Here is a 17,334-nt window from a genome sequence, read left to right on the forward strand (position 1 = left end):
CAGGAAAGCTGCCAGACAACAAAGCAGCCAGGAGCTCTTCGTCAGCTCCTGTTCTTGCCATCTTTGTCGCTGCCGCCTTTTCCTTGCTTCCTGGTCTTGTCTTCGGATTTCTGATCGCCGCCGGAGCGGCCGCCACGTCCAGGCTTGAGAAAGTCCGGAATCTCCAGGCTCGCCTTGTGCGGATCGACCAGCGTGTCGGGCTGGGTCCTGTCATAACCCTGGATGTAGCGGGTCTTCCTCCAGTGCTGGATGGATGCATTGGATCCACGGTGGTGTGCGTGGTACTGCAACGGCGCGCCGCCGTACCGGTCCTCGTCCACCTCCTTGGCCACGGCTATCTGGTTGAGATTGGAGGGATCCATGATGGCCACAGGCGCGGCCGGCTCCACGAAATCGGCGGGGGCGGCAGTGCGCTCCTGCATCTTCTTAGGCAGCCAGCGGGCGAAGTAAGACAGCAGGAAGCAGACGAAGAAGTAGACCACCGAAGCCACCACCAGGGTCTGCAGGATGTTGAAGTACATGGAACCCAGACGGCGGGATTCCTGCAGCAGATCCGTGTACATGATGATGGAGCCCAAAGCCGTGTCCTTGAGAACTACGACCAGCTGGGTCACGGCCGCCGGAAGCATGGCGTATACGGCCTGCGGAACCTCGATCTGCATCAGCGACTGGGTCCTGGTCAGCCCCAAAGCCAGGGAGGCCTCGCGCTGGCCGCTGGGCAGGTTGCCCACGCCAGAGCGGATCAGCTCCGCCACCACGGAGCCGTTGTAGAGGATCAGACCCAGCACGACGGCCCAGTATGAGGCTTGGCTGACTCCGGCAAATGCGAACCAGCGCCAGAAGAAGATCATCATCATCAGCACCGGGACGGCCCGGCAGAACTCCACTATGATTCCTGAGACCACCCTTGCCAGCCCATTGGGCAGCAGACGGCCGATGCCGAAGATGAACCCAAAGATGACCGAACCTATCACTGCAACCACAGAGGCCTTGATGGTCAGCCAGAGCCCAGGCAGGTAGAAGTCCGACCAGGCTTCATAGTCCAAGGCCGGACGCCAGAGCTCCCAGCTCAGCTGGTTCTCCCCATCCGGAGGATTGTGCAGCCTCATCAGCACCAGGATGATCACGATGGCGAAGATGACAGCGGCTATCCAGTTGACGATTCGTATGGTGCGCCGGCCCTTGGGACCAGGCTGATCGAAGAGCAGCGAGCTCTCATTGTCCTGTGCCATGGCCGCTCACCTCCTCACTGCCAGCTTGTTGGACAGGTACGTGGTCAAAGCGCCGATGGGCAGCACCAGAATCACATAGCCCAAGGCGAAGATCAGGAAGATGGCCACAATTGCATTGGCATGGAACTCGATCATCTCGCTCATCAGAGAGGAGCTCTCGGAAGCCACAGATGCGGCAGCAGCCACGGTGGAGTTCTTCAGCAGAGCGATGAGGGTGTTGCCAAGGGGCGCCACCGACCCGCGAAAGGCCTGAGGCAGAATGATCTGCGAGGCCGACTGGAAGAAGCTCAACCCCAGAGCACGTGCCGCCTCGGCCTGGCCCAGAGGCACCGTGTTGATGCCGGAGCGCAGGGATTCGCAGACGAAGGCTGCCGTGTACAGGGACAGGCCGGTAACAGCCAGCCAGAAGAAGTTGACGGAGAATTCCGGCGAGAAGCTGATCTTGAGCTGTGCAAAGGCACCCAGGACCATGAAAACCATGATGATGGTCAGTGGCATGTTCTGGAAGAACTCCACATAGCCTCGGGCGACGGCGCGCAGGGAGGAGATGGGCGAGATGCGCATGATCACCAGGATGATGCCCAGGATCAGCGAGAAGAGAGCCGACCAGAGGGTCAGCTGGATATTGACCCAGAAGGCCGCTGGGATGTCGTATTCGGTGAACAGTTCTATGATGGTTGACATCTCACTCTCCTTCCGTGGGCTTGGGCGGATTGAATCGAGGGTCGGGTTTGTAATGGGTGCCCCGGGTGTTGTTCTCCAGCGCCCGCTGCCAGGAGCCGTTGGTCTCCATGTCGGCCAGGGCCGCATTGATCTTATGGGCCAGCTTGGTATTGCCTTTCTTGATGCCTACGCCGTAGTACTCCTGGGTGAAGGGCTTGCCGACCAGTCGCAGTCTTCCACGTGAGGCGGAGGCCAGTCCTGCCAGGATGATGTCGTCGGTGGTGACCGCATCGACAATGCCGGAGAAGAGGGCGGTGGCGCATTCTGCGTAGCCCGGCTGCTCCATGAGCTGGACCTCCTTGGCGAACCGCTTCTTGACGGTGACAGCAGATGTTGATCCGGTCACCGAGCACAGCCGCTTGCCGTTGAGATCCTCGGGACCACGGATCTGATGATCCTCCTTGCGCACCAGCAGGTCCTGGCCTGCCACGATGTAGGGTCCGGCGAATGAGACTGCCCGCTTACGCTCGTCAGTGATGGAGTAGGAGGCTAGAATCATGTCTACGTCGCCGTTCTGGAGCATGGCCTCCCGCTGTTTGGAGGGGGCCTCCTTCCAGACGATGTCGTCGGGACTGTAACCCAGCTTGTCGGCGATGTAGGTGGCCACATCCACATCGAAACCCACATAGGTGCCGGCCTTCTTGAAGCCCAGACCAGGTTGGTCGAACTTGATGCCCACCCGGATCTTGCCTGCCTCCTTGTCGGAACCACAGGCCGCCAGTGAGACCAGGCAACCCAGAGCGCACAGGATCGCGGTCAGATTCCGGGCCAGCCGTTTCAGGGGCAGGCCCATGCCATGCATGCTTGCATTCATGCGGATATTCTTCCCTCCTGCTTCAGTGGGTCAGGATCTTGGACAGGAAGTCGGCGGCCCGCTGGGTCTTGGGGTGGTCGAAGAAGTCGTCAGGATCGTCCTTCTCCAGAATCCGCCCATCGGCCATGAAGACGATGTGGTCGGCGGCCTGACGGGCAAAACCCATCTCATGGGTCACGCAGATCATGGTCATGCCCTCCTGGGCCAGCTGGATCATGACATCCAACACCTCGTTGACCATCTCCGGGTCCAACGCCGAGGTGGGCTCATCGAAGAGCATGATCTTGGGCTGCATGGCCAGAGCGCGGGCTATGGCCACACGCTGCTGCTGGCCTCCGGAAAGCTGCGAGGGCATCTTGGAGGCCTGGGATTCCACCCCTACCCGTGCCAAGAGGTCCATGGCCAGGTCCTCGGCATCCTTCTTGGGCATATGACGCACCTTGATGGGCGCCAGGGTCATGTTCTCCAGGATGGTCTTGTTGGCGAACAGGTTGAAGGACTGGAAGACCATGCCCACCTCGGCCCTGAGCCGAGCCAGGTCGCGCCCCTCCTGAGGCAAGGGCTCCCCCTCGATTCTGATGACACCGGAGTCGATGGACTCCAGGCGATTGATGGTCCGGCACATGGTGGACTTGCCGGAGCCTGAGGGTCCGACCACCACCAGCACCTCGCCGGTATCGACCTGCAGATTGATGTCCTTGAGGACATGCAGGCTGCCAAAATGCTTCTCGACGTGGGCCAGCTCGACCAGCGGCCCGGACTTGTCCGTGGCGGGGCGGTCCGGGACCGGTTTCTCCGGCAGAATCCGCTCCGACGGCTGTTTGGTTGTTTCGCTCATATTGGGCAGTTTACTCACCCTTTGTTGCGGAACGGCCATAGAAACAGCCTTACTGAAAAGCGGTGCCCTTGACCGAGTCCTCCCGATTGACTCGTCAGGGTATAAAAGGTCATAAAACTAAGGGCCGGAACCCCACAGGATTCCAGCCCTGGCAGACTCTCGTCGATCAGTGGCGAAATGCGCTCAGTCGACACTCTCCTGATCCGGTTCCCAGTCCACACCGGTCTCGGCGCGTTGCTGATCGGAAATGGGGGCAGGAGCCCCGGTCATGGGATCCTGCCCGCCACCGGACTTGGGGAAGGCGATGACATCGCGAATGGAGTCCGCACCCGTCAGGATCTGCGCGGTTCTGTCCCAGCCAAAGGCAATGCCCGCGTGGGGCGGAGCGCCATACTTGAAGGCCTCCAGCAGAAAGCCGAACTTCTCCTGGGCCTCCTCGGGACCGATGCCCAGCACCTTGAAGACCCGGTCCTGGATGTCGTCGCGATGGATACGCACTGAGCCGCCGCCCATCTCCTCGCCATTGCAGACGATGTCGTAGGAGTCGCTCATGGCGTGTTCGGGATCCTTGTCGAAACGATCGATCCAGTCGGCTGAGGGCATGGTGAAGGGATGATGCATGGAGGTCCACTTGGAATGGCCAACTGCCACATCGTCGTCATCCGGGTCGTCGGTGGGCTTGAAAAGCGGGAAGTCCACCACCCAGGTCAGGGCGAATTCGTCAGGCTTGAGCAGCCCCTGGCGGCGTGCGATCTCCACACGAGCCGCACCCAGCAGGGTCTGCGAGGCCTCGCGCGGTCCGGCTGCGAAGAAGACGGCATCGCCATCCGAGGCACCCACGGCTTCCTTGAGCCCCTGTCGCTCGGCATCAGACAGGTTCTTGGCCACCGGGCCCTTGAGAGTGCCGTCGCCGGTGAACTGGACATAGGCCAGACCCTTGGCACCCCGCTGGCGAGCCCACTCCTGCCAGGCATCGAACTGTCTGCGGGGCAGGTTGGCCGCACCCTGGTAGACCACGGCACCCACGTAGGGAGCCTGGAAGACCCGGAAGGGGGTGTCCTTGAAGTACTCGGTCAGCTCGACGATGGGGTTGCCAAAGCGCAGGTCAGGCTTGTCGGAGCCATACTTGTCCATGGCCTCCTGCCAGCTGATCCTGGGAATGGGCAGGGTCACCTCGAATCCGGCAGCCTTCCAGACTTCAGCGATGACCTGCTCGGCCATAGCCATGACGTCCTCCTGCGATGCAAAGCTCATCTCGATGTCCAGCTGGGTGAACTCGGGCTGCCTGTCGGCGCGGAAGTCCTCGTCGCGGTAGCAGCGGGCGATCTGATAGTAGCGCTCGAAGCCGCCCACCATCAGCAGCTGCTTGAGCAGCTGGGGGGACTGGGGCAGGGCGTACCAGGACCCAGGCACCAGACGTGCCGGCACCAGGAAGTCGCGGGCCCCCTCGGGGGTGGACTTGATCAAAGTCGGCGTGTCGATTTCGCAGAAGTCCATCTTGTTCAGGGCGGAACGGGCGGCACGGTTCATGGCGGCCCTCAGACGGATGTTGTGCTGCATGGAGGGGCGGCGCAGGTCCAGATAACGGTAACGCAGCCGCACATCCTCGCCGGGCAGCTTGTTCTCAGCCTCGTTCTCCAGGGCTGTGGACACCTGGAAAGGCAGGGCGGCTGATTTGGCCAGGACTTCGATCTTGTCGGCCACAATCTCGATATGCCCGGTGGACAGATGCTCGTTGTCATTGCCCTCGGGACGTTCGCGGACCTTGCCGGTGACCTGGATCACGTACTCGCTGCGCAGGGGGCGAGCCTCTTCCTCGTCATAGATGACGATCTGCACCAGACCGGAGCGGTCACGCAGGTCGATGAAGGCCACTCCTCCATGATCACGGCGACGATCCACCCATCCGGCCACCGTCACCTGGCGACCGACCATATCTTCAGTGACATCCGTGACGTAGCTCGTTCTGTAAGCCGACTGGCCCATGCTTTCCTGTACCTCCATAATGCTCGGCCTGCCCCTGCGTCAGGCCTGGTATTCCACACTCTGCCGGGCATACAGGCTATCCGGCGTCCACGACACCAAGTCAGCCGGGGTCTGATCGCCGGTGATGATGTTCTTGACCTGATCGCCCTCCTGCTGGCCTTCCTTGGCAGGGAACCAGACATAGGGGATGCCCAAGTGGTCGGCATAGCGGATCTGCTTGCCGATCTTGGCTGCGGTGGGCGCTACGTCAGCGGCAATCCCCCTGGCCCGCAGATCCTGTGCAATGTGGTTGCTGATGGTGCGGTCCTCCTCGTCCCAGACGGCGACCATGACCGCCGCCGGGGAGACCCGCGAAGCCTGGACACCATGCGCCAGCAGGTAGGAGAGCAGACGAGAAAGTCCGATGGACAGCCCCACACCCGGATAGGTACGGTTGCCCTGGCTGGCCAGGTTGTCGTAACGACCGCCGGAGCAGATGGATCCCAGGGACTGCGCCCCTTCCAGGAAGGTCTCATAGACAGAGCCGGTGTAGTAGTCAAGCCCGCGGGCGATCTTCAGATCGGCGATGACCGAGCCCGGCCGAATGCGGGCAGCCTCGTCGATGATCATGGCCAGCGTCTCCAGCCCCTCAATTGCCAAGGAATATGAAGAAGACTGCTTGTCGATGCCAACCTTGTCGACCAGGGCGTCGAACCGCTGACGCAGCTGCCTGCCATCGTCGGCGGTCAGCTCAGCCAGATCCAGACAGGCCCTGGCCTGGTCCTGATTGGCGCCGCACTCACTGACCAGCAGGCTGGCCACCTCATCGGGACCGATCTTGTCGAGCTTGTCGATTTCACGCAGGACACCCTCGACGTCTTCCAGACCCAAACCCCGATAGAATCCTTCGGAAAGCTTGCGGTTATTGGCATGAACGGTGGGCTTGGGCAGGCCGAAGGCCCTCAGCTCCTCCAAGGCACTCAACATGACCAGGGGCACCTCGACCTCGTAGTGGTCGGGCAGTTCCCCGTTGCCGATGACATCAATATCAGCCTGGACGAACTCCCTGAACCGTCCCTCCTGGGGGCGCTCCCCCCGCCAGACCTTCTGGATCTGCCAGCGTTTGAAAGGGAAGGTCAAATCGTTGCTGTGCTCCACCACATAGCGGCTCAGAGGCACAGTCAGGTCAAAATGCAGACCCAGCCTACGCTCCACTGGCACATTCTTTTCCTGACCCAGGTCCTGAAGTCGGGAGAGCAGATAGATCTCCTTGCTGGTCTCCCCCTTCTTGAGCAGGCTGGAACCCTCTTCCACGGCCCTAGTCTCAATGCCGATGTAGCCGTTCAATTCAAAGACCTTGCGGAGCGTGTCAATGATGCGCTGCTCCACTACTCTTTGCGAAGGAAGCCATTCAGGGAAACCGGATAGAGATGTGCCTTTTGCCATAAGAACCTATACTATAGGAGGTTAAGGAAAATGGTACCGCCATATTTCGCGATCTCTCCAACACACAAGCCTAAGGAGCTGGCCATGGCCGACAACACCGCCATCACACCCGAGAACACCTCGTCACCGCAGGAGGAGCATACCGCGGACGCGGCGGGCCAGGTCGCCGCTGCGACGGCACCCGAAGCCGGACAGGAACAGGCAGCCCCCGAACAGACCGCTCCCACCGAAGACGCATCAACCCAGGGCGCACAGGAACCAGCTGAGCCCCAGCCCGCGACAGCTGAAGCGCCCGCACCAGCTGCACCCAAGCCGTCAAAACCTATGGCTGTCCCCTCGCCTGCGGCTCTGGCGCATAAGGCCCCTCATGTCAAGGCCGCTCCTGCAGCTCCCGCCTACAGCCAGGAGGAGATCGACAAAGCTGAATCCTTCGGTCGGGTGGATGAGCAGGGCAACGTCTTTGTACGCGAGGGCGACCAGGAGCGTCAGGTGGGTCAGTTCCCCAACGCTGACTCTAAGGAGGCTTTGAATCTCTACGCCCGCCGATACCTTGACCTCAAGGAGAAGCTGAACATCTTCGCGTCCAGGCTTCACAGCCCCAAGATCAAGGCCCGAGAGATCGACGAATCCATAGCCTCGCTCAAAGATGAGACCAGCCAGCCCGAGGCCGTCGGCGACCTCGCCGCCCTGCGTACACAGCTGGATCAGCTGGCCGAGCAGGGGCAGGCGCGCAAGGACGAGCTGGCGCAGGCGCGCAAGGATGCCATGGCCAAGGCCATCAAGGAGCGGACCGCCATCGTGGAGAAGGCCGAAGAGCTGGCCGCATCTCTGGGCGACTCCACCAACTGGCGTTCTACAGCGGACAAGTTCCGTTCCCTCTTTGAGCAGTGGCAGCAACACCAGCGCACCACCATCCGCATCGACAAGGCCGATGCGGACGCACTGTGGAAGCGCTTCTCCTCCGCCCGCACCACCTTCAACCAGGCCCGCCGCAGGTGGGCACAGCAGCGTGATGCCCAACGGTCCGAAACCAAGCGGATCAAGGAAGAGATCATCGCCGAGGCCGACCAGATCAAGGACTCCACCGACTGGGGACCAACCTCCCATCAGTTCAATGAGCTCATGGACCGCTGGAAGCAGGCCGGGCGGGCAGGACGCCAGGATGACGACGCCCTCTGGGCTCGGTTCCGTCAGGCCGCGGATGTCTTCTTCAACGCCCGCCAGGCCGACCGGGACAAGACCTCGATCAACGAGCGCGAAAACCTGACCAGGAAGGAGGCTCTGGTTGCCAAGGCCGAAGCCTTGCTGCCCGTCAAGGATGCCAAGGCCGCCAAGCAGGCCCGGCAGGAACTGGCCAAGATCCAGGAGGAATGGGACAGCATCGGCTTTGTCCCTCGTGACGACGTGCGCCGGATCGAGGGCAGGATGGATGCCGTGGACCGGCAGATCAAGGCCGTGGAGGATGCCGCTTGGAACCAGTCCGACCCCGAAGCCGATGCCCGTGTCTCTAGCTTTGAGCAGCAGCTCGCCGCCCAGCTTCAGGATCTGGACCGACAGATCGCCGCCGAGCAGGATCCGGTCAAGAAGCAGGAGCTGGAGGCAGAGAAAGCCACCAAGGAGCAGTGGATGAACGCTGTGCGCTAATCGCGCCTGTTTTCGTCTGGACCCCCGGCTTGGTCAAATGACCACCGGGGGTTTCTATAACCTATAACCATCCATCGGACTTTGGTCACAGGTTTTCAAGGCAGAAAACGAGCGACCAAGTCGAAAGAATGCCCGGAAAAGTAAACGTATCGGGGAAGATCAAATGGACCGCATATGGGGACTGGTCGAACCCTTGGCTCCGGTCAGCCGGTAGGCATCAAAGACCCCATCGATCTTTCTGACGGCCGACAGGAGCGTGTTCAGATGTTGGGGGTCGCCCATCTCAAAGACGAACTGGCTGACCGCCACCCGATCCCGGCCAGTGGACTGGCTGCCCGACAGGATATTGACACCATGGTCGGACAGCACTTGAGAGATGTCCGAAAGCAGATGGGGCCGGTCCAGGGCCTCCACCTGAATCTGGACCATGAAAGTGCCCTGTTTGCCTGTCCATGAGACCTCGATGATCCGTTCAGGCTGCTTTTTGCGCAAGTCCAAGAGGTTTTGACAATCGGACCGATGGACCGAGACGCCTTGATTACGGGTGATGAACCCGGTGATGGGGTCTCCCGGCACTGGCGTACAGCAACGGGCTAACTTGACCCAGACATCGTCCACGCCCTTGACCGAAATCCCCTGGGAGGTCTCCGGCCGGCTGGCCTTGGTGACCCTCTGCAGGGGGATGGCCTCCTGCTCCACTTCGTCCTCAAGGGCTGACCGGCCGGCATCATGAACCAGCCGTGAGATCACGTTCTGGGTGGAGACCTGCCCATCGCCAATGGCGGCGTAGACCGCCTTCTCATTGGGATAGTTGAGCTCGTCAGCGGCTCCCACCATGGCTTCGGGGGTCAATAGGGTGGCCACGGGCAGGTTCCGTTTGCGCATGGCGCGGATGAGCTCGTCCTTGCCCTCCTCGATGGTCTCCGAACGGCGTTCCTTGCTGAACCACTGACGGATCTTGCTGCGGGCGCGGGGGCTCTTGGCGAAGCTCAGCCAGTCGCGCGAGGGCCCATCGGTGTCGGACTTGCTGGTCAGAATCTCTACCGTATCCCCGTTGCGCAGCTTGGTATCCAGGGGGACCAGACGGCCGTTGACCCGGGCGCCCATGGTTCTGTGGCCCACCTCGGTGTGGACGGCATAGGCGAAGTCCACGGGCGTGGAATCGGCCGGCAGGGAGATGATCTTGCCCTTGGGGGTAAACACGTAGACCTCGGCAGAGCCCAGATCGTCCTTGAGGGAGCCCAGGAACTCGTTGGAGTCAGGGGTCTCACTGGTCCAGTCGGCCAGCTGCTGGATCCAGGTCAGGTTGTCCTCCTGGGTCAGCTCCCCTTCCTGACGCTCACGCCTGACATCGGACTTGTCCGGCTGGGAGAGCTCACGGCCTGCGGAACCGTTCTCTTTGTACTTCCAGTGGGCAGCGATGCCGAACTCGGCTCGGCGGTGCATCTGCCAGGTTCGTATCTGGATCTCCACCGGCTTGCCGCCCGGGCCCACCACCGTGGTATGCAGGGACTGGTAACGGTTGGTCTTGGGCATGGCGATGTAGTCCTTGAACCGTCCAGGCACCGGGCTCCAGCGGGCATGGACGGCTCCCAGGGCCGCATAGCAGTCACGGATGGTGTCCACAATGATGCGAACCCCGACCAGATCATAAATGTTGGCGAAATCATGTCCTCGCACGATCATTTTTTGGTAGATGCTGAAGTAGTCCTTGGGCCGTCCGGTCACCTGGGCCTTGATGCCCTGTGCATCCAGATCCTCGTGGATCTCGTCCAGGATCTGCTTCAGATAGACCTCCCGCTGGCCCGCCCTGCGGGATACCAGAACCACGATCTCGTTGTAGATCTTCGGATAGAGAGTCTTGAAGCTGAGCTCCTCCAACTCGGTCTTGATGGCATTCATGCCCAGCCGGTTGGCAAGGGGCGCATAGACGTCCAGGGTCTCACGGGCCTTGCGCTGGGCTGATGAAGCCTTGACATAGCGCCAGGTGCGGGCATTGTGGACCCGGTCGGCCAGTTTGACCACCAGGACGCGCACATCCCGGCTCATGGCCACGATCATCTTGCGGATGGTCTCGGCCTGGGCCGAATCGCCGTAGTCCATCTTGGATATCTTGGTGACCCCGTCCACCAGGCCTGCAACCGTGTCGCCGAACTCGTCCCGACACTGCTCCAGGGTGTAGTCGGTGTCCTCCACGGTGTCGTGCAGCAGGCCGGCCGAGACCACCGTGGGCCCCATGCCCAGATCGGCCAGAATCTGAGCTACAGCCAGGGGGTGAATGATGTAGGGCTCACCGGACTTGCGCCTCTGATCCGCATGCTGGAACACGGCCCGGTCGTAGGCACGCTGGAGCATGGACAGGTCCTCGCCGGGATGATGGGCGGCGCAGATCTCCCAGATAGGCATCAGGGGGTTGAGCGGATCGTCGCTGACCTCGCAGCCCAAGGCTCTGGAGGACAGGCCAGAAGGGGCCTGGTCGCCGACATCATTGCTGCAGACGCTGCCCTCCGGAGTGACCATTCAAGCCTCCAATGCCCGATATAATGCACCAATCCTACACTTGCGCCTGGCCCATTCAGGCCTCACGTGTCCCAACTGTGCCTCAGCGGCCTGTCGAACCGAATCCGCCATCCGAACGCACCGAGCCAGGCAGGCGTTCGGCGGGCACGAACCGGGCCTGCACGTAGCGCTGGATGACCAGCTGGGCGATGCGTTCGCCAGGCTCGAAGTGGACCGACTCATGAGGATCCAAGTTGATCAGCGGCACCTTGATCTCGCCCCGGTACCCAGCATCAATGGTTCCTGGGGCGTTGAGCACGGTCACGCCCATTTTGACAGCCAGCCCCGAGCGAGGATGAACCAGGCCGACGTAGCCGTTGGGCAGAGCCAGGACAACGCCAGTAGGGACCAAGGACCGCTGGAAAGGAGCCAGATCCACAGCCACCCTGGCCCGCAGATCGGCCCCGGCATCACCAGGCATGGCGTATTCCGGCATGTCGGCCCCATCCAATGACTTGAACAGAACCTCGACCGTTTCAGGCTCGTTGTAGGACTCGTCATAGGCCATCAGGCGGCGCACTCCTTGCAAACGGGCTTGCCATCAGGGGTGGTGTAGGCCAGTTGGCTCCGGTGCTTGACCAGGAAGCAGTTGGAGCAGATGAATTCATCGCCCTGCATTGGGATGACGGTCACCGAAGAGTCTTCATTGCTCAGGTCGGCACCAGGCAACTCATAATCCTCGGCGATGGCGTTCTCATCGTCGTCCAGGTCGGCCCCGGCATCCTGTCCGCTTTTGCCCAGCTCCTGCAGGGATTCCTCGTCTTCGTCCTTGTCTCGCGGGGTATCGTAATCCTGTGCCATCGTGTACCCTTTCCTTGTTCGACCAGGCACCTTGCACACCGGTCATTCCACACGATATGTACTGCGCATAGGATACACGATTTCAAAAGCACGTAAAATACGAACCGTAGGGCACAATGGAAATACCTAAGGCCTTGTAAAGGAACCGTAAGAGGATAGGGGCGTGCATGTCTGAGAATGGGACCAGAATGGCCAGCTTTGACCATGTCGATGACAGGGGCGATCTGGTCTTCGTCTGTGACCACCGGCACTTCGTCGTAAGAGTCGACGATGCGCTTGATCGCGCCATTCTTGAGGCTAAGCAGGTCAAAGAAGAAGAGGATGCAGACCCCCAGACCGGCAAGTCCAAGCCCCTGCCTGTCTCTGCCATCCAGGCGGCTGTACGCGCCGGTGCCCGCCCGGAGCAAGTGGCCCAGCAATACGCTGTCAACGAAGCGCTGGTACGGCGTTTCGCGGCCCCAGTGGAGATCGAGAAGAAATACGCCATCGAGCAGTTTCTGACCATGCCGGCACCGAAGGGTTCGGGCGGCCGAAACAACCAGGATTTGATCAGCAAGGTATTGGCCCGTACAGGAGTCAGCCTGGGACAGATTTCCTGGCAGGCTACCAGGCGTGGTTACGAGCCTTGGAACATCAACGGCGTGTTTACTCTGGACAAACGGATCTTCAACGCCCGTTGGACCTGGAACATGCATGACAACACCGTGACCTGTTTGAACGGCGCGGCCAGGATGCTGCTGGACGATTCCGCAGACCAGCATCGACAGGAGTTGCCCGCATGGGAACAGGGCCCTGCCGCCGAGATAGACGACCGGACTGAGATACGCCCGCGCAGCCAGGAGGATTCCTTTCCGCAAACCGCTGAAGATGATGGTGAAGAGCTGACATCGAATAATGACGACAGCGACCAGGCGGACGGAGAACGTCAGGCAGCGCTCACAGCCTGGCTCTATGGCAATCCCAAGGGGCGACAGGACAGTACAGCAGGCCAAGAACCGGACCATTCACGTGCCGGGCTGAACGATGATCCGAAAACGAGCGAACAAGACCCTATTAGAGATACCGAGTCCACCATGGTCCTGCCTGTGCTGAACCACGGACAGAGTCAGGACAAGGAGGACGCTAGCGGGGCTGATCAGGGTCGGCTCCAGCAGCAGAATCAAGACGAAGACGCCGGACATGACAATCAGTGGGATTCCAGTGAGCGTCGCCGCAATAAAAGCGACAAAAAACATTCCGGGCGGTCGGCCGTACCCAGCTGGGATGAGATACTTTTCGGCAAGTAGGGTCGAAAACAGCACATCGAGAAGGACCGTGTTCTTTGTCCGAAGTGGTCAGACCAGGTCGATCAGGCAGGGAATCTGTGTCTCAAGACGTGTCCAAGAACCATGGACGCCAGGCAGCCTGGTCGCTGCATCAGTCTGGTCGGCCGAATTCACCAGGGTAATCCGGTCGCCAGCCAGGACCAGAAGGTCGCCGATCACTGGGCGAATTCGAGCATCCACAGGACCGAAGATTCCCCTTTCGATGGCCTGATCCCGGGTCAGCACACAGGCCAGCTCCCCCAGACGTTCACGCCAGCGTGCAGCCACGACCTTGGGATCCGCCCCCTCGTCCAGATAGAGCATGACCGCTCTGGGCTCGCCGCCCACCAGTCGCACATCCTCGTTCAGCCCAGGGTCTTGGGCAATGTCAATGCGCTGTTCCGGATCGGTCTCGACCATGCCATGATCGGCTACGATCACCGTCAGAGTCCCGGCGGGCAGGCGGCGATGAAGCTCAGCCAGCTGTGCATCGGTCGCTTCGAGAGCAGCCACCCATTCCTCGCCCTCCCATCCGCTGTGGTGGCCCACCTTGTCCACATCGCGGATGTAGAGGTAGGTCAGCCCCGGCTGGCGGGCAGCCTGGCAGGCAGCCAGGAGACGCTGACGGGAGTGGTTGTGGGCCAGGTAGTCCCCGCCGCGCAGAGCTGCACGGGTCAAGGCGGAGTCACGAAAACGCGGCAGACCCGAAGAGGTCACTCTGACCCCTCGCGCTTGGAGGGTCTCGAAGACTGTTGGACGGCGCTGCAGGCGCTCAGGATCCTGAGCGCCCCTGAACTGGATCATCTGACCCAGCTGTCCAGTGTCGGGGTTCAGCTGGGTGTAGCCAGTCATGCCGGTCAGCCCTGGGCTGGTTCCGGTGCCGAACACCCCCATGGCCGCCACGGTTGTCGATGGCAGGCTGGTGTACATGGGACGCTGATTGATGGGTTCGGACAGCAGCGAGCGCAGGTAGGGCACATGGCCTTGACGACTGACCAGATTCCAGAATCCCAGGCCATCCACCAGAACGACGACCACCGACCGGGCATCCGGCAGTCCCAGGGCCTCCTGGAGGGCCTGGGCGGACGGGTGTACATCGGTAGCCACGGGCGTTCCCAGGCAAGCGCTCAGGGCAGGCAAGACGGCGGATAGATGCCGGGGTCCCCCGACATGGTTGTGGTCCGCCTGGTCACCATATTGGATAGGCAGACTCGGCTGCAACAGTTCCTTCATATCAGGTGTATCCAGGCCCATGCTCCCATTCAAGCACGGTCAGACCCCAGCCCGACACAGGGCCAAGCACGTACGCTTTGGCGGACCGTCCGGTTATCATAAGGCGGAACGTGAAGGAGCAGGAGCTTGAGCATGGCAACTCATCGCAGGAGCAAGGCGGCGGGGTACGACCCCCGGCAGGTCAAGGAGCATATCGTCGAAACCCCTCTGAACGAGGAGATGAGCAAGTCCTTCCTGGAATATGCCTACTCGGTCATCTACGCCCGGGCCCTGCCCGATGCTCGTGACGGACTCAAGCCTGTTCAGCGGCGGATCATCTACCAGATGGGGCAGATGAACCTCAACCCTGACCGCCCCTATATGAAGTCCGCCAGGGCCGTGGGCGAGGTCATGGGCAAATTGCACCCCCATGGCGACTCATCCATTTATGAAGCCATGGTCCGGCTGGCCCAACCCTTTGCCATGCGTTTGCCTCTGGTAGACGGCCACGGCAACTTCGGATCCCTGGACGACGGACCGGCGGCCTCCCGCTATACCGAGGCCAGGCTGGCTCCTGCGGCTCTGGGAATGAATGCCGACATCGACCAGGACACGGTGGACTTCTCCCCCAACTACGACAACAAACTCAAGGAGCCCCAGGTCCTGCCCTCGGCCATCCCCAACCTGCTGGTCAACGGGGCCTCAGGCATCGCCGTGGGCATGGCCACCAACATGATCACCCACAACCTGGGCGAGGTGGTGGCCGCTGCCAAGTATCTGATGGCCCACCCGGACGCAGGGCTGGACGAGCTCATGCGCTACGTGCCCGGCCCTGATCTGCCCGGGGGCGGGATCATCGTAGGACGGGAGGGCATCCGCAAGGCCTACGAGCACGGCCGGGGGGCATTCGTGACCAGGTCCGTCACCCACCTGGAGAACGTGACCGCCCGCAAGAAGGCCATCGTGGTCACCGAGCTGCCCTTCATGGTGGGCCCTGAGCGGGTTCTGGAACGCATCTCGGATGGGGTGCGCAACCACAAGCTGGAGGGCATCTCCAGCGCCATCGACCTGACCGACCGGCACAACGGAACCCGACTGGTCATAGAGATCAAAACAGGATTCGACCCAGGCAAGGTACTGGGCAAGCTCTTCAAGTACACGCCGCTGGAGGACTCCTTCACCATCAACAACGTGGCCCTGGTCCACGGACGGCCCAGAACCATGGGGCTCAAGGAACTGCTGCAAGTCTGGGTGGAGCACCGGCGCACAGTCATCCATCGGCGCAGCGAGTTCCGGCATAAGAAGGCCCTGGAGCGTCTGCACCTGGTCGAGGGGCTCCTGTTGGCCCTGGTCGACATCGACGAGGTCATCCAGGTCATCCGCAGCTCGGACGATGCGGATGCGGCCAAGACCAAGCTGATGGCGGTCTTCGACCTGGATCAGACCCAGGCCCAGTACATTCTTGACCTGCGGCTGCGGCGGCTGACCAAGATGAGCAGGATCGAGCTGGAGGGCGAGCGCGACGACCTCAACAAGCAACTGGAGGCACTGGAGCGGATTCTGGGTTCCTCAGCCGAGCTGGACCGGGTGGTCATCCAGGAGATGGACCAGGCAGTAGCCCAGTGGGGCACACCTAGGCGCACGGTGATCCTTGACCAGGAGCCCTCCGGCGACCTGGCCCCAGTGCAGTCGGCAGCCAGCGATCAGCAGACCGCTCAGCAGACCTCCGGCAAGGCCGTTGCTGGCCCCCAGGCCGCACTGCTGGCCAGCGGAGGAACCAGCCGCAGCGGTGACGGGGGCGACCTGCACATGGAGGATAAACCCTGTACGGTCATGATGAGTGCCACCGGCCTGCTGGCACGCAGCACCCCAGGCGCCCTGGATGCCTGGCGGTCCCGGCCTCGCAACCAGGACCGGGGGCATGACGACCAGATCATCGCCATATTCGCCACCACCACCCTGGCCACCTACGGCCTGGTCACTACGGCTGGACGGCTGATCACCGCTCCTGTGGCCGACCTGCCGCTGATCCCCGCCACCGCCAACCCCAACCTGAGCGGGGGCATCGTGGCCGACGAGCTCCTGGGCGGGACCACCAGCACCGAGCCTCAGGCCGACGAACATGCAGTCACCGTCCTAGACATGGCTGACACCCGACCCTTGGCCCTGGGCACCCGCCTGGGTACAGTCAAGCGTTGGAACCGGGAGTCGCCGACCACCATGGACTCCTGGTCGGTCATCGACCTGAAGGGTGAGGACCAGGTAGTCTTCGCAGCCCCCTGCCAGGACGGGGACCGCATGGTGCTCATCTCCTCGGATGCCAGCCTGCTGACCTTCACCGGGGACAAGGTCCGACCCCAGGGCCGCAACGCAGCCGGCATGGTGGGCATCCGTCTGGCCCAGGATTGCCATGTCGCCACCTTCGCGGTCGTGCCGGCCGGAGAGATCGGCTGGACCTATCAGGCGGCCGGCGAAGATGGCATGAGCACCCAGGCCGGGGCCGTGGTCCTGACTGTGGCCGGCGACTCCGAGGCCTTGCCCGGCACCGAGAATGGATCAGCCAAGCTGACCCCGCTGGAGATGTATCCGGTCAAGGGCCGTGGCACGGGCGGCGTGCGATCCCAACGCTTCCTCAAGGGTCAGGACACCCTGCTGCTGGCCCGAGTGGGTGCCTGGCCCCTGCACGCCAGCACGGCCGCCGGATCGCCAGTCGAGCTGCCCGATGTGGACATGCGCCGGGATGCCTCTGGCCAGGAGTTGGCAGCGCCCATCGCCTTCGTAGCCTGAGGACGCCCA

General features: G+C 61.9%; 13 protein-coding genes. 3 read left to right on the plus strand and 10 right to left on the minus strand.

What is annotated here, in order from left to right; genetic code table 11:
• Window positions 1–41 precede the first annotated feature (41 nt).
• The 6 genes from ACGG9J_RS01860 to hisS form a co-directional block, all read right to left on the minus strand.
• On the minus strand, window positions 42–1,232 hold the full coding sequence (locus ACGG9J_RS01860; protein WP_390133097.1) for an amino acid ABC transporter permease: 1,191 nt from the start codon (window positions 1,230–1,232) through the stop codon (window positions 42–44).
• A 6-nt stretch (window positions 1,233–1,238) separates the two neighbouring features.
• The gene (locus ACGG9J_RS01865; RefSeq protein WP_390133099.1) at window positions 1,239–1,916 is read right to left on the minus strand and encodes an amino acid ABC transporter permease; all 678 of its coding nucleotides are present in this window, start codon (window positions 1,914–1,916) and stop codon (window positions 1,239–1,241) included.
• A gap of 1 nt (window position 1,917) precedes the next feature.
• Window positions 1,918–2,748, minus strand: coding sequence for a glutamate ABC transporter substrate-binding protein (locus tag ACGG9J_RS01870; protein WP_390135279.1), 831 nt, complete (start codon window positions 2,746–2,748; stop codon window positions 1,918–1,920).
• A gap of 43 nt (window positions 2,749–2,791) precedes the next feature.
• Window positions 2,792–3,607 carry an amino acid ABC transporter ATP-binding protein gene (locus tag ACGG9J_RS01875; RefSeq protein ID WP_390133101.1) on the minus strand — a complete coding sequence of 272 codons (816 nt, stop codon included), beginning with the start codon at window positions 3,605–3,607 and terminating at the stop codon, window positions 2,792–2,794.
• 183 nt (window positions 3,608–3,790) lie between these two features.
• Window positions 3,791–5,593 (minus strand): aspartate--tRNA ligase, encoded by a 1,803-nt coding sequence (gene aspS, locus ACGG9J_RS01880; protein ID WP_390135280.1) that lies wholly within the window; start codon window positions 5,591–5,593, stop codon window positions 3,791–3,793.
• 39 nt (window positions 5,594–5,632) lie between these two features.
• Entirely contained in the window at window positions 5,633–7,018 is a 1,386-nt protein-coding gene (hisS, locus tag ACGG9J_RS01885; RefSeq protein WP_390133103.1) for a histidine--tRNA ligase, read from the minus strand.
• Between the two features lie 84 nt (window positions 7,019–7,102).
• On the opposite strand from hisS, the gene ACGG9J_RS01890 reads away from it, so the two are divergent.
• Window positions 7,103–8,662 (plus strand): DUF349 domain-containing protein, encoded by a 1,560-nt coding sequence (locus ACGG9J_RS01890; RefSeq protein WP_390133105.1) that lies wholly within the window; start codon window positions 7,103–7,105, stop codon window positions 8,660–8,662.
• Window positions 8,663–8,821: 159 nt separating this feature from the next.
• Here the strand turns inward: ACGG9J_RS01890 and ACGG9J_RS01895 are convergent, their stop codons facing one another.
• The 3 genes from ACGG9J_RS01895 to ACGG9J_RS01905 all read right to left on the minus strand — a co-directional run bounded on the left by ACGG9J_RS01895 (window position 8,822) and on the right by ACGG9J_RS01905 (window position 12,022).
• Entirely contained in the window at window positions 8,822–11,182 is a 2,361-nt protein-coding gene (locus ACGG9J_RS01895; RefSeq protein ID WP_390133107.1) for a RelA/SpoT family protein, read from the minus strand.
• A gap of 82 nt (window positions 11,183–11,264) precedes the next feature.
• On the minus strand, window positions 11,265–11,729 hold the full coding sequence (gene dut, locus ACGG9J_RS01900) for a dUTP diphosphatase (protein ID WP_390133109.1): 465 nt from the start codon (window positions 11,727–11,729) through the stop codon (window positions 11,265–11,267).
• On the minus strand, window positions 11,729–12,022 hold the full coding sequence (locus tag ACGG9J_RS01905) for a DUF4193 domain-containing protein (protein WP_024627827.1): 294 nt from the start codon (window positions 12,020–12,022) through the stop codon (window positions 11,729–11,731). Before ACGG9J_RS01905 ends, dut begins: the two co-directional genes overlap by 1 nt.
• A gap of 167 nt (window positions 12,023–12,189) precedes the next feature.
• On the opposite strand from ACGG9J_RS01905, the gene sepH reads away from it, so the two are divergent.
• Complete coding sequence (sepH, locus tag ACGG9J_RS01910) at window positions 12,190–13,308, plus strand: septation protein SepH (protein WP_390133112.1); 1,119 nt, start codon at window positions 12,190–12,192, stop codon at window positions 13,306–13,308.
• A gap of 48 nt (window positions 13,309–13,356) precedes the next feature.
• On the opposite strand, the gene ACGG9J_RS01915 is transcribed toward sepH, so the two are convergent.
• Window positions 13,357–14,580, minus strand: a complete 1,224-nt coding sequence (locus tag ACGG9J_RS01915) for an alkaline phosphatase family protein (RefSeq protein WP_390133114.1) — start codon at window positions 14,578–14,580, stop codon at window positions 13,357–13,359.
• Between the two features lie 111 nt (window positions 14,581–14,691).
• On the opposite strand from ACGG9J_RS01915, the gene ACGG9J_RS01920 reads away from it, so the two are divergent.
• Window positions 14,692–17,325 carry a DNA gyrase/topoisomerase IV subunit A gene (locus ACGG9J_RS01920; protein WP_390135281.1) on the plus strand — a complete coding sequence of 878 codons (2,634 nt, stop codon included), beginning with the start codon at window positions 14,692–14,694 and terminating at the stop codon, window positions 17,323–17,325.
• Window positions 17,326–17,334: the final 9 nt, after the last annotated feature.

Source organism: Bifidobacterium apicola, assembly GCF_042846865.1.
In the GTDB taxonomy this organism is placed as follows: Bacteria; Actinomycetota; Actinomycetes; order Actinomycetales; family Bifidobacteriaceae; genus Bombiscardovia; species Bombiscardovia apicola.